This is a genomic window from Roseateles sp. DAIF2 (assembly GCF_015624425.1).
Lineage (GTDB): Bacteria > Pseudomonadota > Gammaproteobacteria > Burkholderiales > Burkholderiaceae_C > Kinneretia.
The window spans coordinates 2254890-2273385 of record NZ_CP049919.1 but is presented as its reverse complement, the minus strand read 5'-3'; the positions used below and the strand labels follow the sequence as shown (position 1 = coordinate 2273385).

Below are 18496 nucleotides of genomic sequence, written 5' to 3'. Positions count from 1 at the left end.
GTCAGCCGAGCCGCGCGCGCAGCCAGTCCGGCAGCGGCGCGGATTTCTGCGCCGGGAAGTCCATCCACACCGTGGTGGCGCCGCCGGCCGCGCAGACCTCGCCGGGGCGGTCGGTCCGCTCCAGGGTGATCCAGGTGTCGAAGCTGGAGCGGCCCGGGTTCGACACATAGTGCTTCGCGAGCACCTCGCCGGGATAGGCCAGCTGCCGGTAAAAGTTGCAGAAGGCGTTGACGATCACCGGTCCCTGGCCGGCCGGGTTGGGCGCGCCGCCCAGCGAGTCCAGCCACTCGACCCGCGCGATCTCCAGGTAGCGGAAGTAGACGGTGTTGTTGACATGGCCCATCGCATCCATATCGCCCCAGCGGATCGGGATGCGGGTCTCGTGCACCAGCGTCTTCTGCTCCGGGATCTCGAGCCTCATGCCAGCCCCAGCTCGCCGCGGATCTGGGCCAGCTGGGCCTTGACCGTCTCCAGCTCGGCCGCCAGCCGCGCCTGCTCGGCACGCAGCTGCAGGATCTCGTCGTCGCGCGAGGCCGGCTCGCCCGCCGCGGCGGCGCTCTCCGCCACCTCGCCGCACAGCAGATGGGCCCAGCGGCTCTCGCGCGCGCCGGGTGCGCGGGCCAGCTTGACGGCCAGCGGCGGCTGGCGTTCGGCCAGCTCGGCGAGGAAGGCCTCGACCGAGGAGATGTCGGCGAAGCGGTGCAGGCGCTCGCTGTTGGCGCGCAGCTCGGCGGCCGTCTGCGGGCCGCGCAGCATCAGCATCGTCAGCAGCGCCTCGGCCTGGCCCGGCACATTGACGCCGCGGCGGAAGTTGTGCTCGTAGCGGTCGACCCGGCTGCCGCTGACGCGGTTCACCAGGCTCATGCCGCGCAGCTCGTCCAGCGCCCGCAGCACCTCGCTCTCGCCGGCATTCATCACCGGATCGCGCGCGGTCTTCTGGTTGCAGCCCAGGGTCAGCGCATTGACCGACAGCGGATAGCTGTCCGGCACGGTGAACTGCTTCTCGACCAGCACGGCCAGCACCCGCGCTTCCAGCGCGGTCAAAACTCTCAGGGACATGGGGATCAGACTCCGAATCCGTCGTCGGCCTGGATGACCGCGCCGTTGATGAAATGACTCTCGTTGGCACAGAGCATCAGCAGCGCCGTGTCCAGGTCACGCGGATGGCCGACGCGCTTGCGCGGCAGCAGGTCGACCAGCTTCCTGCCCTGCTCGGTGTCCCAGTGGTGATGGTTGATCTCGGTGTCGATATAGCCGGGGCAGATCGCGTTGACATTGATGCCGTACTTGCCCCACTCGAGCGCCATCGCCTTGGTCATGTGGATCACCGCGGCCTTGCTCATCGAATAGACGCCAATCTGGCTCAATACGCGCAGGCCGGCCATCGAGGCGATGTTGACGATGCGCCCGCCGATGAAGGTGCCGGGCGCCGCACCGCGCGCGCGCGCCAGCATGCGCTTGCCGACCTCCTGCGCGACGAAGAAGGCGCCGCGCACATTGGTGTCCATCACATAGTCGTAGTCGTCGCCGCTGACCTCGGTCAGCTTCTGCGTGGTGCTGACGCCCGAGTTGTTGATCAGGATGTCCAGGGTGCCGACCTCGGTCTCGGCATGGGCCACGGCCGACTTGATGCTGTCCAGGTCGGTCACGTCCAGGCTCACCACATGGGCATCGCCGCCGCCGGCCTCGATCTCGGCGCGCAGCGCCTTCAGCCGCTCGACGCGCCGCCCGGCCAGCACCACGCAGGCGCCGGCCTTGCCCAAGGTGCGGGCGAACTGCGCACCCAGGCCGCTGGAGGCCCCGGTCACCAGGGCCACCCGGCCCGCCAGATCGATGCTGTAGCTCATGTCTCGTCCTTCGCGCTCTCGCAGGGCCATACCGCGGCCCTGCCGGATTGAAGGAAACGATAGCATGGGCGCCTTGCCATTCCCGCCTTCCCCGGCACCGACGATGATCCTCGAAGTCGCCCCGCTGCAGATCCGCCCCGGCCATTGCGCCGCCTTCGAGGCCGCGTTCGCCGAAGCCCAGGCCCTGATCGCGGCCATGCCCGGCTATCTGTCGCACGAGCTGCGCCGCTGCCTGGAGCGCGACCATGAATACCTGCTGCTGGTGCGCTGGCGCAGCTTGGAGGACCATGAGATCGGCTTTCGCGGCTCGCCCGAGTACCAGCGCTGGAAGGCCTTGCTGCATCACTTCTACGACCCCTTCCCGACCGTCTCGCACTATGCGCCACAGCCGGAGCTCAGCTCGGGAGCCCCCGCATGACCGACGAAGCCAGCACCGCCCGCCTGGTCGAGATCCGTTCCTACAAGCTCAAGCCCGGCAGCCTGGACGCCTTCCACCGCACCGTGGTCGAGCGCGCGCTGCCGATGCTGCGCGAGGCCGGCATGGAGATCGTGGCCTTCGGGCCCTCGGCCCATGAGCCGGACTGCTATTTCCTGGCCCGCGCCTTTGCGGACCTGCCGGACCTGGAGCGCCAGCAGGCCGCCTTCTACGGCTCCGAGGCCTGGCGCCAGGGGCCGCGCGAGGCGGTGGTGGGCCTGATCGAGACCTATCTGAACACCCTGCTCTGGCTCTCACCGGTCGCGATCGAGGACCTGCGCCGGCGCAACCACCACCCCTAGGGAATCGGCTCCAAAGCAAAAAAGAACGATCGTTCTTTTCCAACATCCGCACCAGTAGAATGCGGCGCAAACCGCCGGGCGTCCGCGCGCCCGCCCCTCGCATACAAGAGACACAAGGACTGACATGACTTCCGAGGAACTGCTGGCCCAGTACGGCCCACGCGAGAACATGGAGTACGACGTGGTCGTGGTCGGCGGCGGCCCCGCCGGCCTGGCCACCGCGATCCGGCTCAAGCAGCTGGCGGCCGAGAAGGGCCAGGAGATCTCGGTCGTCGTGCTGGAGAAGGGCTCGGAACCCGGCGCCCATATCCTGTCCGGCGCCGTGATGGACCCGCGGGCCATCACCGAGCTGTTCCCGAACTGGAAGGAGCTGGGCGCGCCGCTGAACCAGGCGGTCACCGGCGACGATGTGCTATTCCTCTCGGAAACCGGCAGCACCCGCACGCCGGACGCCCTGGTGCCGCGCAATCTGCACAACGACGGTTGCTATGTCATCTCGCTGTCCAACGTCGTCAAATGGCTGGCCCAGCAGGCCGAGGCGCTGGGCGTCGAGATCTTCCCCGGCTTCGCCGCGGCCGAGGTGCTGTACGACGAGCAGGGCCGGGTCAAGGGCGTGGCCACCGGCAATATGGGCATCGGCAAGGACGGCGCGCCGCACGAGGGCTTCCAGCTGGGCATGGAGCTGCTGGGCAAGTACACCGTGTTCGCCGAGGGCGCGCGCGGCCATCTGGGCAAGCAGCTGATCGCCAAGTACCGGCTCGACGCCGGCAAGGATCCGCAGAGCTATGCGATCGGCATCAAGGAGCTGTGGGAGATCCCGGCCGAGAAGGCCAAGCCCGGCCTGGTGGTGCACACCGCCGGCTGGCCGATGACGGACGACACCTTCGGCGGCGGCTTCCTCTACCACCTGGAGGGCAACAAGGTCACCCTGGGCTTCGTGATCGGTCTGGACTACCAGAACCCCTATATGAGCCCCTTCGAAGAGATGCAGCGCTGGAAGACGCACCCGGCGATCCGCGCGCATATCGAGGGCGGCAAGCGCATCGGCTACGGCGCACGCGCAATCAACAACGGCACGCCCCAGGCCCTGCCCAAGACCGTGTTCCCGGGCGGCGCGCTGATCGGCTGCGACGCCGGCTACCTGAACGCCGCGCGCATCAAGGGCAGCCATGCTGCGATCAAGAGCGGCATGCTGTGCGCCGAGGCCATCGCGCCGGCGCTGGCCGAGGGCCGCGCCCAGGACGAACTCGCCGCCTACCCGGCCGCCTTCGAGGCCAGCTGGCTCTTTGATGAGCTGCAGCAGACCCGCAACTTCAAGCTCTGGTTCAAGAAGGGCAAGCTGGTCGGCCAGCTGATGACCGGCGTCGAGCAATGGCTGCTGCCCAAGGTGGGCGTGAAGAACCCGCCCTGGACCCTGCATGCCACGCATCCGGACCATGTCTGCCTGAAGCCGGCCGCCGAATGCACGCCGATCGACTATCCGAAGCCCGACGGCAAGCTGACGTTCGACCGCCTCTCCTCGGTGTTCATCTCCAACACCAACCATGAGGAGAACCAGCCGGCCCACCTGACCCTGAAGAACGCCGAGGTGCCGGTCGCGACCAACCTGGCGCGCTTCGCCGGGCCCGAGAGCCGCTACTGTCCGGCCGGGGTCTACGAGTTCGTCAAGAACGACGACGGCAGCGACCGCCTGCAGATCAACGCGCAGAACTGCGTGCACTGCAAGACCTGCGACATCAAGGACCCGACCCAGAACATCGTCTGGATCACCCCCGAAGGTGGGGGCGGCCCGAACTACACCGGCATGTAAAGTCCCCGCGCTGCAGCCACATCGCCACGGCCCGCCACTTCGGCGGGCTTTTTTCTTCCGCCGTCGTACCGCCATGCGCCCTGCCTCCCTGCTCCACCGCCTCGCCTTCCTGCTGATCCTGGCCGCGCCGCCGGCCCTGCAGGCCCAGCCGCTGAGCTATCAGGAGGTATTCGGTATACCGACCTTCGACCGGGCCCAGCTCTCGCCCAGCGGGCGCCATCTGGCGGTGCTGGTGCCGGCCCACGGCCGCCGCCAGCTGGCCATCATGGACCTGGAGGACCGCCGCATCAGCACCCGCATCGGCGTGCCCGGCGCCGATGTCGGCAGCGTGATGTGGCTGGGCGACCAGCGCCTGGTGTTCTCGCTGGCCCAGCTGGGCCAGAACCGCAAGACCCTGGCCCATGCGGGCGGCCTCTATGTGGTCGGGCGCGACGGCCAGGAGCAGCGCCGCCTGTTCCAGACCGCGGGCGAATGGTTCGCCAGCGGCGCGCAGCGCCTGGTGCAGATGTGGCCGCAGCAGCGCGTGCCCGGCAGCGAGACCGAGCTGATCGTGGCCGCCAACGATGTGGACGAACACAGCATAGACCTCTACCGCCTCGAAGTGACCAGCGGCAAGCGCCAGCAGCTCAGCAGCAAGCGGCCGGCGCGCGTGAGGCAATGGGTGCTGGACGCGCAGCAGCGCCCGCGCGTCGCGATCGCGTCCAGCGAGGATGGGCTGGACCTGCTGATCCATTACCGCGATGTCGATGCCAAGAGCGGCGAGCCCGGCCCCTGGCGCGAGCTGTGGCGCCAGCGCGCCAGCCGCGGCGACGCGCTGGCGGTGCCGCTGAGCGTCGAGGCGGACGGCCGCCTGCTGGTGGCCAGCAACGAGGGCCGCGACACGATGGCGGTGCGCGAGTACGACCCGGCGCTCGGCCAATGGGGCGAGACCCTGGTCGAGCACCCGCGCTACGACGTCGCGGTCAATGCGCTCGGCGAGCCCGCCGGTGAGCGCCTGCTGCATGAGGCCCATGCCGAGCTGCTGGGCTTCCTGGTCGAGGCCGAGAAGCCGCTCTACCTCTGGATGGACGAGAGCCGCCGGGCGTTGCAGGCCCTGGTCGACCAGGCCCTGCCCGGTCGCATCAATGCGCTGCAGTTCTCGGCCGGCCCGCGCGTGCTGATCCGCTCCCATGCCGACACGCAGCCGCCGCGCTGGTACCTGATGGACCGCGGCAGCGGCCGCATCGAGCCGCTGTTCGACAGCCGCCCCGGCCTGGACACGAAGCGCCTGCCGGCCACCGAGGTGCTGAACCTGCAAAGCCGCGACGGCCTGCCGCTGCTGGCCTATCTGATGAAGCCGCCCGGCGCGAAACCCGGCCAGGCGCTGCCGGCGGTGATGCTGGTGCATGGCGGCCCCTGGACGCGCGGTGCGGTCTGGGGCGACGAGCTGGGCGATATGGACACCGCGCGCTGGCTGGCCTCGCGCGGCTATGCGGTGCTGCTGCCGAGCTTTCGCGGCAGCACCGGCTTCGGCAAGCGCGCCCTGCTGGCCTCGCGCGGCCAGTTCGGCCTGACGATGCAGGACGATCTGGACGACGTGCTGCAGGCCCTGCTGCAGCGCGGCGATCTGGACCCGCAGCGCCTGTGCATCATGGGCAGCAGCTATGGCGGCTATGCCAGCCTGATGGCCGTGGCACGCCAGCCGGAGCGCTTCCGCTGCGCGGTATCCGGCATGCCGATCAGCGATCTGCCGGCGCTGCTGGAATCAGGCTGGAGCGATCTCTCCGTCAACAAGCGGGCCAAGGCCTTCTGGGTCGAGATGGCCGGCGATCCCAAGCAGCAGCGCGCCGCGCTGCAGGCCGTCTCGCCGGTGCATCTGGCCGATCGCATCCGCGCCAAGGTGATGATCTTCGCCGGCGTCGACGACCAGCGCACCCCGCTGGAGCAGGCCGAGGGCATGCGCCGCGCGCTGCAGCGCGCCGGCAACGAGCCGCTGTGGCTGGCCAAGTACGGCGAGGGCCATGGCTTCCACCTGAGCCAGAACCGGGGCGAGATGCTGGAGATGCTGGAGCGCTTCCTGGCCGAGCAGATCGGCCGCAAGGCTCAGCCCTGAGGCGGCAGCGCGAAGTCGTAGCGGATCATGCCGCGGAACTCGGCCAGCTTGTCGTAGAGCGCCCGGGCGGTGGCGTTCTCGCCATGGGTCGTCCAGTAGAAGCGCGTCGCGCAGCCCTGCTCGGCGCGCGCCGCGACCGCCTCGATCAGCGCGCGCGCCACGCCGCGGCCGCGCTGCTGTGCGTCGACGAACAGGTCCTGCAGATAGCAGGACTCGCCGGCCCAGATGCTGGTGTGGAAGAAGAAATGCGCGATGCCCAGCACCCGGCCCTCGCGCACGGCCGCCAGGCCGCGGATCTCGCGCCCCTGCAGCAGGCGGGCCCAGGTCGCGTCATAGACCGCGTCGTCATGCTCGGTCTTGTAGAAGGCCTTGTAGCCGCGCGCCAGCGGCTCCCAGCCCGCGCGGTCCTCGGGGCGCAGCGGGCGGATCTCGAAGTTCTTGTCGTTCATCGTCAGAGCAATCCCAGGGTGGTCATCCATTGCGCCAGCTCGCGCTGCTTGGCCGAGCCCTGCGCGAACTCGGCGCCGATGCGCTGGCGCTCGGCCGGCGCGCGGTTCTGGCTGAGCTTGGCCTTGGCCTCCCAGCGCGTCACCCGCAGCCGGAAGCCGACGATGGCGCCCAGCAGCTTGTGCTGGAAGTCCGGCGCCAGCGCGCGCCATTGCTCGGCATAGCCGGGCTCATGGCGGGCGATCAGGCGCTTCAGCAGCGCGTCCTTGTCCGCTTCGCCCTCGACCAGCTGCAGCTCGCCGTAGACATGCACGGCCAGGTAGTTCCAGGTCGGCACATTGCGCTCATGCGCGTAGTGGCGCGGCGAGACATAGGCGTCCGGCCCGCCGAACACCGCCAGCACCTCGCGCTGCGCGGCCAGCCAGGCCCAATGCGGGTTCGCGCGCGCCATATGGCCCTCGAGCCACCAGCCCTCGCCAGCATCGGCGCCCCAGGAGAGCGGCAGATGGGTGACGAAGCTGCGCCCCTGGGCATCGGGGCCGACCAGCATCGCGAAGGGCTGCGCGTCGATCAGCCGGCGCGTCAGCTCGAGATCTGGCAGGGCGAAATGTGCGGGGTTGTACATGGCTGAGCGGTGGCAGCGGTTGGCGAAGGCCTGAGGGCAATGTAGGCCAGGGCTTGGTACGATGAAAGCTCCAATTCCTGCAAAATTCATGGAACCAATCCTCGGCCTCGATCCGGCCGGCATGCGGCTGGAGCCGGGCGGCCCGGGCCTGGCCCGGCAGATCCATGCGCAGCTGAAGGCGCGCATCCTGCAGGGCGGGCTGCCCGCCGCCCTGCGCCTGCCAACCACGCGCGAGCTGGCCGAGGCGCTGCAGGTCTCGCGCAACACGGTCGTGCGCGCCTATGAGCAGCTGCAGGCCGAGGGCTATCTGGAGGCGCGCGTCGGCGACGGCAGCTATGTCGCGGCGCTGCGCGCCGAGGGACCCGCACCCGCACCCGCGCGCGCCACGACCCCGCCCGCGCTGCCGGCCACGCCGCTGTGGCAGCGCCTGCAGCATGAGTTCGAGCCGGCCCGCGTCAGCGCCGGGCCGCCGCGCGCCTTCCGCCATGGCGTGCCGGCGCTGGACCTGTTCCCGCAGGCGGTCTGGGCCAGGCTGCAGGCGCGCTTCTGGCGCCGCGCCGATCGGCAACCGCTGGGCTATTCCGATCCCGCCGGCCTGCCGCGCCTGCGCGAGGTGATCGCTGCCTATCTGAGCCATGCGCGCGGCCTGGCCTGCAGCGCCGAGCAGGTGATCGTCACCAGCGGCTCGCAGCAGGCGATCGCGATGGCCGCGCTGGCCCTGCTGGGGCCCGGCGAGCGCGCCGCGATCGAATCACCCGGCTACCGCGCCGCGGTGGCCGCGCTGGGCCTGGCCGGGGGTCAGGTCTTGCGGGTGCCGATCGACGCGCAGGGCCTGCGGGTCGCGGCGCTGGAGGCGTTGGGCCCCTGCCGGCTGCTGCACCTGACGCCCTCGCACCAGTACCCCTGCGGCGTCGTGATGAGCGCGCAGCGCCGGCTCGAGCTGCTGGCCTGGGCGCGCCGCCACCAGGCCTGGCTGCTGGAGGACGATTACGACGGCGAGTACCGCTATGCCGGCGTGCCGCTGGCGCCGCTGGCCTCGCTGGATACGGCCGGGCGCACGCTCTATGTCGGCACTTTCTCCAAGCTGCTGTTCCCCGGCCTGCGCCTGGGCTATCTGGTCGCGCCGCCGGCGCTGGTGGGGCCGCTGGCGCGGCTGCGCTGGGCGCTGGACCGGCATGCCTCGGTGGCCGACCAGGCGGTGCTGGCCGACTTCATCGAACAGGGCGAGTTCCTGCGCCATGTACGGCGCGTGCGGCGCGCGGCCGAGCAGCGCCGCGATGCGCTGCTGTCGGCCTGGCAGCGCGGCTTCGGTAGCGCCCTGCCCCTCACGCCGCCGCAGGCCGGCCTGCATGCGCTGCTGCCGCTGGCCGATGCGACCGAGGAGCAGCGCCTGGCCGCCGCGGGCGAGGCCGCCGGCATCGAGCTGGGGCGGCTGCGCCAGGTGGGTCAGGTCTTGCCCGCCAGCGCCCGCGCCGGGCTGCTGCTCGGCTTCGCGGCGGTGACGCCGGCGCAGATCGAGACCGCGGTAAAGACGCTGGTGCGCGTCTGGCGCTGAGCAAGCAGCCGCGCGCAGAAACGGAAAAGCCCCAGGACTTGCGTCCTGGGGCTTTCGCGTCTTTTGGCGGAGCCGGAGGGATTCGAACCCTCGATGCAGGTTTTGCCCACATACTCCCTTAGCAGGGGAGCACCTTCGGCCTCTCGGTCACAGCTCCAACAGAGCCTCGCATTCTATATCAGGATTTCGAGGCTCAGCGAAAAAAGTTCGATCAGGCCGAAACTTCCTGGTCCAGGTCGAAGGCCTTGTGCAGCGCGCGCACCGCCAGCTCCATGTACTTCTCGTCGATCACGACCGAGGTCTTGATCTCGCTGGTGCTGATCATCTGGATGTTGATGCCCTCTTCGCTCAGCGCGCGGAACATCTTCGAGGCCACGCCGACATGCGAGCGCATGCCGATGCCGACGATCGAGACCTTGCAGATGCGCTGGTCGCCCTGCACCTTGGCGGCCTGCACCGCCGGGCCGACGGTCTTCTCGAGCAGCTCGATCGCGCGCGCATAGTCGTTGCGGTGCACGGTGAAGCTGAAGTCGGTCTTGCCGTCCTGCGAGACGTTCTGGATGATCACGTCCACATCGATGTTGGCGTCGGCCACCGGGCCCAGGATCTGGAACGCGATGCCCGGCTTGTCCGGCACGCCCAGCAGGGTCACCTTGGCTTCGTCACGGTTGAAGGCGATGCCCGACACGACGGCTTGTTCCATTTTTTCGTCCTCTTCAAAACTGATCAGGGTGCCGGACTTGGCTTCCTCGTTGATATCGATGTCCCAGGGCGTGAAGCTGGACAGCACGCGCAGCGGCACGCGGTACTTGCCGGCGAACTCCACCGAGCGGATCTGCAGGATCTTGGAGCCCAGCGAGGCCATCTCCAGCATCTCTTCGAAGCTGATCGTGTGCAGGCGGCGCGCCTCGGGGACGATGCGCGGGTCGGTGGTGTAGACGCCGTCCACATCGGTGTAGATCAGGCATTCGTCGGCCTTCATCGCGGCGGCGATCGCCACGGCCGAGGTGTCCGAACCGCCACGGCCCAGGGTCGTGATGTTCTGTTCCTCATCGACGCCCTGGAAGCCGGCGATCACCACCACCTTGCCGGCGGCCAGATCGGCGCGCACCTTGGCGTCGTCGACGCTCTCGATGCGGGCCTTGGTGTGCGAAGAGTCGGTCTGCACCGGGACCTGCCAGCCGGTGTAGCTGACCGCCTCCAGGCCTTCGGCCTGCAGCGCGATCGCCAGCAGGCCGACCGAGACCTGCTCGCCGGTGGCGGCGATCATGTCCAGTTCGCGCATCAGCTCGGGGCTGCTGGTGGCCGGCGACAGTTCCTTGGCCAGGCCCAGCAGGCGATTGGTCTCGCCGCTCATGGCCGAGGGCACGACCACCATCTGATGCCCGGCACGCGCCCATTTGGCGACGCGCTTGGCGACATTGCGGATGCGGTCGGTCGACCCCATCGAGGTGCCGCCGTACTTATGAACTATCAAGGCCATGGGACTCATCTTCAACGCGGGGGTCGGGACCCGGAATCGGGTGGGGAGTTGCGCCGCTTTTCGCAGCCCAGGATTCTAGCTGCCGCGCTGCAGCAAAGCCGCTCCCGGCGTTACAGCACAGCGACAGGATCGGGCCGCCAACGCAGCGCCAGCCGCGCCTCGCCCGGCTCGGCCAGCCCGCGTGCATCCGCCCCCAGGCCCGGCACATAGAGCAGCCGCCCATCCGCCGCGAACAGCAGCGGCCCCTGGCGTGCCCAGGCCGGCAGCGCCGCCGCCTGGAAGCATTTCTTCAGGCTGCGCGCCACGCCGCGCGGCTGCTGCTGAAACTGCTCGCCGCCAACGCGGGCGCGCATCTCGACCCGGGCCAGCAGCGCCGCCGGCAGCCCGCCGGCCCCGGCCGGCTCGACCTGCCAGGCCCCACCCCAGTCCGGCATCGGATGCAGGCCCGGCCGGCTCAGATCGAGCCATGAAGCCGCAGGAGCGGCCGGCCCCGCCTGTTCCGGCATGAAACTCAGGCGCCCGCGGTAGAGCTTCAGGGCACCGCCCACGCATGGCCAGGCGGCCGTCGTTAGCGCACGACCTTCGTCCAGCAGTCGCCGCACCAGGCTGGCCGGCGCCGCCTCGCCCAACCGTCGCTGCAGCCAGGCGCGCAGCGCATTGCTGGCGCGCGCCTCGGACAGCAGGGTCAGGCCTTGCCAGTCCAGCTCGCCGCCATCGGCTTCAAGTTTGCGCAGGTCCTCGTCGGCGATCTCGCGCTGCAGCTCCAGCGCCTGCTGGGCCCAGGCGGCGGCCTGGGCCAGGCCGGCCTCGGCGGCGGGAAAGGCCTCACTCAGCGCCGGCCAGACGGCCAGGCGCAGGCGGTTGCGGGCATAGCGCGGATCGGTGTTGCTGTCGTCGTCGACAAAGGCCAGGCCCTGCTCTTCCAGATAGGCCTCGATCGCCTCCCGCGGTCGGGCCAGCCAGGGCCGCACCCACAGCAGGCCGTCGGCGCGCCATTGCGCGGCCGGCATCGCGGCCAAGCCGGCCGCGCCGGCGCCGCGCAGGGCCTGCAGCACAAAGGTCTCGGCCTGGTCGCGGCGATGCTGGGCCAGCAGCAGCAGCTCGGCACCGGCGGCGTGGGCCATCTCGGCCAGAGCCTGGTAACGGCCCTCGCGGGCCCAAGCCTCGACGCTCTGCGCCGCGGCGGGCCGCCCCTGCAGGCGGCGCACATGGAATTCCAGCGGCAGCCCGGCCGCGGCCCAGGCCTCGCATTGCGCACGGCAATGCGCCAGCCAGGCATCGGCCTGCGGGCTCAGTCCATGGTGGACATGCAGCGCCGCGACACGCAGGCCCAGCGAACAGGCCTGGCGGGCGGCGACATGCAGCAGGGCGGTGGAGTCACGGCCGCCGCTGTAGGCGACCGCCAGCACGCCCGCGGAAGGATCAACGGTTCTTGGTGTCGCCGAAGCGGCCATAGGCCTGCAGGCGCTCGTAGCGGCGCTCCAGCAGTTCCTTGGGCTTCAGGTCGCTGACCTGGCGCAGCGCGTCGTTCAGCGCGCGCTTCAGGTAGGAGGCCATCGCCTTGTGGTCGCGATGCGCGCCGCCGACCGGCTCGTTGATGATCTTGTCGATCAGGCCCATCGCCTTCAGACGGTGGGCGGTGATGCCCAGGGCCTCGGCGGCCTCGGCCGCGCGCTCGCTGGTCTTCCACAGGATGGAGGCGCAGCCTTCCGGCGAGATCACCGAATAGGCCGAGAACTGCAGCATCAGCACCTGGTCGGCCACGCCGATCGCCAGCGCGCCGCCGGAACCGCCCTCGCCGATCACGGTCGCGATGATGGGCACTTCCAGCTGGGCCATCTCGAAGATGTTGCGGCCGATCGCCTCGGACTGGCCGCGCTCCTCGGCACCGATGCCGGGATAGGCACCCATGGTGTCGATGAAGGTGAACACCGGCAGGCCGAACTTCTCGGCCAGCTTCATCAGGCGCAACGCCTTGCGATAGCCCTCGGGGCGCGGCATGCCGAAGTTGCGCAGGGTGCGCTCCTTCGCGTCGCCACCACGCTGATGGCCGATCACCATGCAGGCTTGGCCGTTGAAGCGGGCCAGACCGCCGACGATCGCGGCGTCATCGGCGAAATGGCGGTCGCCGTGCAGTTCCTGGAACTCGGTGAAGACATCAGCGCAGTAGTCCAGGGTCTGCGGACGCTGCGGGTGGCGGGCGATCTGATAGACCTGCCAGGGCGCCACATTGGCGTAGATGTCCTTGGTCAGCTGCTGGCTCTTCTTCGAGAGGCGGTCGATCTCCTCGGAGATGTCGACGGCGGACTCGCTCTGCACATAGCGCAGCTCTTCGATCTTGGTTTCGAGTTCGGCGATCGGTTGCTCGAACTCGAGGAAATGTTTCTTGCTCATCCTGCTTGGGTCTTTCAGCGATGAAATGCGCTCGCGGCCGGGTCGGCGCAGCGCTGACTGCTCAATTTTGCACGGGCAGCGGATCGAGGCTGCGCCAAATGTACCATGTGGCTACCGAGCGGTAGGGGGCCCAGGCCTCGCCTACTTCGCGGGCCTCGGCGCGCGAGACCGGCTCGCCGCTGAAGTAATTCTCGCTGATGCCTTTCAGCAGGCCCGGGTCGTCCAGCGGCAGCACATTGGGCCGCATCAGGTGGAAGATCAGGAACATCTCGGCCGTCCAGCGGCCGATGCCGCGGATCGCGACGAGCTCCTCGATGATGGCTTCGTCGCCCATCTGCACCCATTGCTTGACGTGGACGCTGCCGGCCTCGAAATGCTGGGCCAGGTCACGCAGGTACTCGGCCTTGCGCACCGACAGGCCGACGGCGCGCATCGCCTCCACCGGCTGGTCCAGCACCGCCTGCGGCTGGATGCGCGAACCCGGCGTCGTCGTCAGCGCCAGAAAGCGCTCCCAGACTGACTGCGCCGTCTTGGCCGAGATCTGCTGGCCGATGATGGAGCGGGCCAGGGTCGTGAAGGCATCGCCGCGCAGGCGCAACCGCGCCTCGCCGAACTGCGGGATCAGCTTCTTCATCACGCGGTCGCGCTTGGCCAGGTGGCGGCACGCCTCGTCCCAATAGTCCGGGGTCACCCCCGCTGCTGCACGTCCCACCGGCTCAGGCCTTCATCCAGGTCGTGCCCTGCGGCGAGTCCTGCAGCACGATGCCGGCCTCCAGCAGCTCCTTGCGGATGCGGTCGGCCGCGGCGAAGTCGCGCGCGGCCTTGGCCGCCGCGCGCGCCTCGATCTGCGCCAGGATCGCGGCCTCGTCCAGGCCGCTGCCGGCCTGCAGATAGTCGCGCGGCACCTGCTGCAGCACGCCCAGCACGCCGGCCAGCCGCTTCAGCAGCGTGGCGGCCGCGACCGAGCCGCTGCGGTTCACCTCGCCGGCCAGCTCGAACAGCACCGCCAGCGCGCCGGGGGTGTTGAAGTCGTCGTCCATCGCCGTCTTGAAGGCGGCGGCCTGCGGCTGACTCCAGTCGATCGCCCCGCCCTCTTCCACGGCCACGCCGTCCAGCGCCGTGTAGAGGCGGCGCAGCGCGGTGCGCGCGTCGTCCAGGCTGGCGTCGCTGAAGTTGAAGGGGCTGCGGTAATGGGTGCGCAGCATGAAGAAGCGGATCGCCTCGCCGTCGAACTTCTGCAGCACGTCGGCGATCGTGAAGAAGTTGCCCAGGCTCTTGGACATCTTCTCGTTGTCGACGTTCAGGAAGCCGTTGTGCATCCAGACATTGACGAAGGGCTGACCGAAGGCGCCCTCGCTCTGCGCGATCTCGTTCTCGTGGTGCGGGAACTGCAGATCCAGCCCGCCGCCATGGATGTCGAAGCGCTCGCCCAGCAGCGCGCAGCTCATCGCCGAGCATTCGATATGCCAGCCGGGGCGTCCCTCGCCCCAGCGGCTGGCCCATTTGGCCTCGGCCGGCTCGCCCGCCTTGGCGGATTTCCACAGCACGAAGTCGAGCGGATCCTGCTTGCCGTCGGCCACCGCGACGCGCTCGCCGGCGCGCAGCTGGTCCAGCGACTTGCCGCTGAGCTTGCCGTAGCCGGGGAACTTGCGCACCGCGTAGTTCACGTCGCCGTCCGGCGCCTGGTAGGCCAGGCCCTTGGCCTCGAGCTGGCCGATGATGTCCAGCATCTGCGGCACATAGTCGGTGGCGCGCGGCTCATGGGTGGGCTGGCTGATGCCCAGGGCGCTGAAGTCGCGATGCATCGCCGCGATCATCTCGTCGGTCAGTTCGCGGATCGTGATGCCGCGCTCCAGCGCGCGGCGGATGATCTTGTCCTCGATGTCGGTGATGTTGCGCACGAAGTTCACATCGAAGCCGCTCGCCTGCAGCCAGCGGTACACGACGTCGAAGGCCATGTTCATCCGCGCATGACCCATATGACAGAGGTCGTAGACCGTGATGCCGCAGACATACATGCGGACCTGGCCGGGCACGAGGGGTTCGAAGGGCTGGACCGAACGGGTCAGCGAGTTGTAGATGCGCAGGGTTGAGGACATGAGGTGATGTTGCCAGCGTCTGTCGTCGGCCGGGGCAGCGTTTGCACTGGTCAGCCGGGGCAGGCCTGACGGCAACTCCGTGGCGCCCCGTAGAATCAGCCGATCAGTATACCGGCTCACCCCGGACCGCCCGCGCGGCCCCGGGTCCGAGCGCCCCTTTATGCACATTTCCGCTCTGTTCGCCCTGCTGATCACGACGGCCGCCCTGGCCGGCCCGGCCGTCGCCAAGGATCTGGACCAGGCCCAGGCCCTGTGGCTGCAGGGCAAGCGCAGCCAGGCCCTCGAGGCGGTGCGCCAGGGACTGGCCGACAACCCGAACGATGCCCGGCTGCGCTTCGCCCAGGCGGTGATGCAGATGGAGTTGGGCCGGACCGCCGAGGCCGAGGCCGGCTTGGTCGCACTAACCCAGGACTTCCCCGATCTGGCCGACCCCTTCAACAACCTGGCCGTGCTCTATGCCGCGCGCGGCGCGCTGGACCCGGCGCGCGAGGCGCTGGAGCAGGCGGTGCGCCTGCAGCCCGACCATGTGCAGGCGCAGGAAAACCTCGGCGATGTGCTGCTGCGCCTGGCGGCGCGCGCCTACGGCCAGGCGCTGCGCCTGTCCAGCGGCGACACCACCGCGCTGCAGCTCAAGCTCCGGCATACCGAGGCCCTGATCGCCCGCGCCGCGCCAGCCAAGCGTTGAGCGACAATCACAGACTCTTTGCGACCATCACCGGAGCATCTAATCCCATGCGCAGCATCCTGTCGGCCCTGGCCTTGGCCCTGGCGGTCTCGCCGGCCCTGGCCCAGACCATCGTCAAGCTGACGACCAGCGAGGGCGACATCCGCATCGAACTGGACGCCGAGAAGGCGCCCAAGTCGGTCGACAACTTCCTCAAGTACGCCAAGGCCGGCCATTACAACGGCACGATCTTCCACCGCGTGATCGAGGGCTTCATGATCCAGGGCGGCGGTTTCACGCCGAAGCTAGAGCAAAAGCCCACCCGCGCACCGATCCCGCTGGAAGCCGCCAACGGCCTGCCCAATGTGCGCGGCAGCGTTGCGATGGCACGCACCGGCAACCCGGATTCGGCCACCGCCCAGTTCTTCATCAATGTGGTCGACAACCCCTTCCTCGACGCCGCCAACGCGCGCGACGGCCTGGGCTATGCGGTGTTCGGCCGCGTGATCGAGGGCATGGAGGTGGTCGACAAGATCCGCACCAAACCCACGGGCAACCAGGGCATGCACCAGAACATCCCGCTGCAGCCCGTGATCATCAACAAGGCCATTGTGGAGCCCAAGAAATGACTACCAAGACCGTTGAACTGCATACCAACCATGGCCTGATCAAGGTCGAGCTGGACGCCGCCAAGGCACCGATCACCGTCGCCAACTTCCTGAGCTATGTCGCCCAGGGTCATTACGACGGCACCATCTTCCACCGCGTCATCAAGGGCTTCATGGTCCAGGGCGGCGGCTTCGAGGTCGGCATGAAGCAAAAGGCCACCAGCGGCGAGATCCAGAACGAGGCCAACAACGGCCTGAAGAACGACAAGTACACCCTGGCGATGGCGCGCACCAATGCGCCCCACTCGGCCTCGGCCCAGTTCTTCATCAACACCACCGACAACGGCTTCCTGAACTTCAAGAGCGAAAGCCCCTCGGGCTGGGGCTACGCGGTGTTCGGCAAGGTCGTCGAGGGCCAGGACGTGGTCGACAAGATCGAGAAGGTCAAGACCGGCCGCAGCGGCTTCCATGACGATGTGCCGCTGGAGAACGTCGTGATCGAGAAGGCGGTTGAAGTTTGAGGAACTGACGGCGCCCCCGGGCTGGAGCGCCATCGACTTCCTGTCGGACCTGCACCTGGCGCCGGAGCTGCCGGCCACCCTGGCCGCGTTGCGCCGGCAGCTGCAGGACAGCCCGGCCGATGCCTTCTTCCTGCTGGGCGACATCTTCGAGGTCTGGATCGGCGACGACGCGCGCCATGAGGACTTCGAGGCCGAATGCCTGGCCCTGCTGCGCGCGGCCGGCCGGCCGCTGTTCTTCATGGCCGGCAACCGCGACTTCCTGCTCGGCGAGGCGATGGCGCGGGACGCCGGCCTCACCCGGCTCACCGACCCCACCGTGCTGGAGGCCTTCGGCCAGCGCCTGCTGCTGTCGCATGGCGACGCGCTGTGCCTGGCCGATGCCGACTACCAGCGCTTTCGTGCCCAGGTGCGCGCGGACGACTGGCAGCGCGAGTTCCTGGCCCGGCCGCTGGCCGAGCGCCGCGCGCTGGCGCGCCAGATGCGCGACGCCAGCCGTGCCGCCCAGCGCGGCCTGGATCCGATGAGCTGGGCCGATGTCGATGCCGCGGCGGCCGCCGACTGGCTGCGCCAGGCGCGGTGCCAGGTCTTGCTGCATGGCCATACCCACCGACCCGCCGTGCATGAGCTCGGCGGGGGCCTGCGCCGCTGGGTGCTGTCGGACTGGGACCTGGACCATGACGCGCGCGGCGACGTGCTGCGCCTGAGCGCCGCCGGGCTGCAACGCCTCCCCGTGGGCACGCCCGCCTGATGCTGGGCCGTCTGATCGAGGCCTGGCAGCGCCGCCGCGAGGCCAGGGCGCTGCGCGAGCATGCGATCCCCGAGCCGCTGTGGCGCCTGACCCTGGCGCGCTATCCCTTCCTCGCCGCGCGCAGCGAGGCCGACCTGGCCGAGCTGCGGCGCCTGTGCTCGCTGTTCCTGGCCGGCAAGGAGTTCCACGGCGTGGCCGGCTTCGAGGTCACGGACGAGGTGGCGCTGGCGGTCGCCGCACAGGCCTGCCTGCCGGTGCTGCGCCTGGGGCTGGCGCCCTATGGCGGCTTCGTCGGCATCGTGATGCACGCCGACGAGGTGGTGGCGCAGCGCGAGGTGATGGACGAGGACGGCGTCGTGCACCGCTACGAGGAACAGTTGGCCGGCGAGGCGATGGAAGGCGGCCCACTGATGCTGGCCTGGGGCCAGGTCGCCGCCGGCGCCGATCCCACGCTGGGGCTGGACAGCGTCTACAACGTCGTGATCCACGAGTTTGCCCATGTGCTGGACATGGGCGACGGCTTCGCCGACGGCGTGCCGCCGCTGGCCAACGGCGCGGCGCGCGAGCGCTGGCTGGACGTGATCGAGGCCGAATGGCAATGGTTCTGCGAGCAGGTCGATGCCGGCCACGCGACCCTGATCGATCCCTATGGCGCCGAGAGCCTGGAGGAATTCTTCGCGGTGGCGGCCGAGGCCTTTTTCGTCGCCCCGCGCGAGCTGCTGCAGGAGCAGCCGGCGCTGTACCAACTGCTGGCCGACTACTTCAGGCAAGACCCGGCACGCTGAAAGAGCAAGAGGCCCCGCGGGGCCTCTTGCTTCTTGCTTGT

General features: G+C 69.4%; 20 protein-coding genes and 1 tRNA gene. 10 read left to right on the top strand and 11 right to left on the bottom strand.

Translation table 11 applies throughout. From position 1 onward, the window contains the following. Window position 1 precedes the first annotated feature (1 nt). From G8A07_RS10590 to G8A07_RS10580, 3 genes are read right to left on the bottom strand one after another with little or no spacing between them, the layout of a single operon-like run. Window positions 2-421, bottom strand: coding sequence for a thioesterase family protein (locus G8A07_RS10590; protein WP_195796964.1), 420 nt, complete (start codon window positions 419-421; stop codon window positions 2-4). Then, a complete protein-coding gene (locus tag G8A07_RS10585) occupies window positions 418-1059 on the bottom strand; it encodes a YceH family protein (RefSeq protein WP_195796963.1) in 642 nt (213 codons plus the stop codon). The genes G8A07_RS10590 and G8A07_RS10585 overlap by 4 nt, the downstream gene beginning before the upstream one ends. A gap of 5 nt (window positions 1060-1064) precedes the next feature. Further along, window positions 1065-1847, bottom strand: a complete 783-nt coding sequence (locus G8A07_RS10580; protein ID WP_195796962.1) for an SDR family oxidoreductase — start codon at window positions 1845-1847, stop codon at window positions 1065-1067. 103 nt (window positions 1848-1950) lie between these two features. Here G8A07_RS10580 and G8A07_RS10575 point away from each other — a divergent pair, with 103 nt between their 5' ends. The 4 genes from G8A07_RS10575 (at window position 1951) to G8A07_RS10560 (ending at window position 6526) form a co-directional block, all read left to right on the top strand. Beyond that, window positions 1951-2265, top strand: a complete 315-nt coding sequence (locus tag G8A07_RS10575; RefSeq protein WP_195796961.1) for an antibiotic biosynthesis monooxygenase — start codon at window positions 1951-1953, stop codon at window positions 2263-2265. Further along, complete coding sequence (locus tag G8A07_RS10570; protein ID WP_195796960.1) at window positions 2262-2624, top strand: NIPSNAP family protein; 363 nt, start codon at window positions 2262-2264, stop codon at window positions 2622-2624. The genes G8A07_RS10575 and G8A07_RS10570 overlap by 4 nt, the downstream gene beginning before the upstream one ends. A 124-nt stretch (window positions 2625-2748) precedes the next feature. Then, window positions 2749-4434, top strand: a complete 1686-nt coding sequence (locus G8A07_RS10565) for an electron transfer flavoprotein-ubiquinone oxidoreductase (RefSeq protein ID WP_195796959.1) — start codon at window positions 2749-2751, stop codon at window positions 4432-4434. A gap of 73 nt (window positions 4435-4507) precedes the next feature. Beyond that, window positions 4508-6526 (top strand): S9 family peptidase, encoded by a 2019-nt coding sequence (locus G8A07_RS10560; RefSeq protein WP_195796958.1) that lies wholly within the window; start codon window positions 4508-4510, stop codon window positions 6524-6526. On the opposite strand, the gene G8A07_RS10555 is transcribed toward G8A07_RS10560, so the two are convergent. Further along, window positions 6517-6975, bottom strand: coding sequence for a GNAT family N-acetyltransferase (locus G8A07_RS10555; protein WP_195796957.1), 459 nt, complete (start codon window positions 6973-6975; stop codon window positions 6517-6519). The genes G8A07_RS10560 and G8A07_RS10555 overlap by 10 nt on opposite strands. A gap of 2 nt (window positions 6976-6977) precedes the next feature. After that, window positions 6978-7598 carry an FMN-binding negative transcriptional regulator gene (locus tag G8A07_RS10550; protein ID WP_195796956.1) on the bottom strand — a complete coding sequence of 207 codons (621 nt, stop codon included), beginning with the start codon at window positions 7596-7598 and terminating at the stop codon, window positions 6978-6980. Between the two features lie 88 nt (window positions 7599-7686). Here G8A07_RS10550 and G8A07_RS10545 point away from each other — a divergent pair, with 88 nt between their 5' ends. Further along, window positions 7687-9153, top strand: coding sequence for a PLP-dependent aminotransferase family protein (locus tag G8A07_RS10545; protein ID WP_195796955.1), 1467 nt, complete (start codon window positions 7687-7689; stop codon window positions 9151-9153). Window positions 9154-9217: 64 nt separating this feature from the next. On the opposite strand, the gene G8A07_RS10540 is transcribed toward G8A07_RS10545, so the two are convergent. The 6 genes from G8A07_RS10540 to cysS all read right to left on the bottom strand — a co-directional run bounded on the left by G8A07_RS10540 (window position 9218) and on the right by cysS (window position 15129). After that, window positions 9218-9310 (bottom strand) — tRNA-Ser (locus tag G8A07_RS10540). A gap of 54 nt (window positions 9311-9364) precedes the next feature. Further along, window positions 9365-10636: an aspartate kinase gene (locus G8A07_RS10535; protein WP_195796954.1), complete on the bottom strand. Its 1272-nt coding sequence runs from the start codon at window positions 10634-10636 to the stop codon at window positions 9365-9367. A gap of 110 nt (window positions 10637-10746) precedes the next feature. Next, window positions 10747-12045 carry a tRNA lysidine(34) synthetase TilS gene (gene tilS / locus G8A07_RS10530; RefSeq protein ID WP_249937296.1) on the bottom strand — a complete coding sequence of 433 codons (1299 nt, stop codon included), beginning with the start codon at window positions 12043-12045 and terminating at the stop codon, window positions 10747-10749. Window positions 12046-12058: 13 nt separating this feature from the next. Next, on the bottom strand, window positions 12059-13030 hold the full coding sequence (locus G8A07_RS10525; RefSeq protein ID WP_195796952.1) for an acetyl-CoA carboxylase carboxyltransferase subunit alpha: 972 nt from the start codon (window positions 13028-13030) through the stop codon (window positions 12059-12061). Window positions 13031-13091: 61 nt separating this feature from the next. Continuing rightward, window positions 13092-13664, bottom strand: coding sequence for a DNA-3-methyladenine glycosylase (locus tag G8A07_RS10520; protein ID WP_195797708.1), 573 nt, complete (start codon window positions 13662-13664; stop codon window positions 13092-13094). 82 nt (window positions 13665-13746) lie between these two features. Then, entirely contained in the window at window positions 13747-15129 is a 1383-nt protein-coding gene (gene cysS, locus G8A07_RS10515; RefSeq protein ID WP_195796951.1) for a cysteine--tRNA ligase, read from the bottom strand. A 160-nt stretch (window positions 15130-15289) separates the two neighbouring features. Between cysS and G8A07_RS10510 the strand changes: the two genes are divergently transcribed. Genes G8A07_RS10510 through G8A07_RS10490 form a run of 5 tightly spaced genes read left to right on the top strand, consistent with a single transcriptional unit; the run spans window position 15290 to window position 18455 of the window. Next, window positions 15290-15814, top strand: coding sequence for a tetratricopeptide repeat protein (locus G8A07_RS10510; RefSeq protein WP_195796950.1), 525 nt, complete (start codon window positions 15290-15292; stop codon window positions 15812-15814). Between the two features lie 47 nt (window positions 15815-15861). Beyond that, entirely contained in the window at window positions 15862-16422 is a 561-nt protein-coding gene (locus tag G8A07_RS10505; protein ID WP_195796949.1) for a peptidylprolyl isomerase, read from the top strand. Beyond that, window positions 16419-16922, top strand: a complete 504-nt coding sequence (locus tag G8A07_RS10500) for a peptidylprolyl isomerase (protein WP_195796948.1) — start codon at window positions 16419-16421, stop codon at window positions 16920-16922. The genes G8A07_RS10505 and G8A07_RS10500 overlap by 4 nt, the downstream gene beginning before the upstream one ends. Beyond that, window positions 16912-17670: a UDP-2,3-diacylglucosamine diphosphatase gene (locus tag G8A07_RS10495; protein ID WP_195796947.1), complete on the top strand. Its 759-nt coding sequence runs from the start codon at window positions 16912-16914 to the stop codon at window positions 17668-17670. The genes G8A07_RS10500 and G8A07_RS10495 overlap by 11 nt, the downstream gene beginning before the upstream one ends. Beyond that, complete coding sequence (locus G8A07_RS10490; protein ID WP_195796946.1) at window positions 17670-18455, top strand: zinc-dependent peptidase; 786 nt, start codon at window positions 17670-17672, stop codon at window positions 18453-18455. The genes G8A07_RS10495 and G8A07_RS10490 overlap by 1 nt, the downstream gene beginning before the upstream one ends. The last annotated feature ends 41 nt before the right edge of the window (window positions 18456-18496 follow it).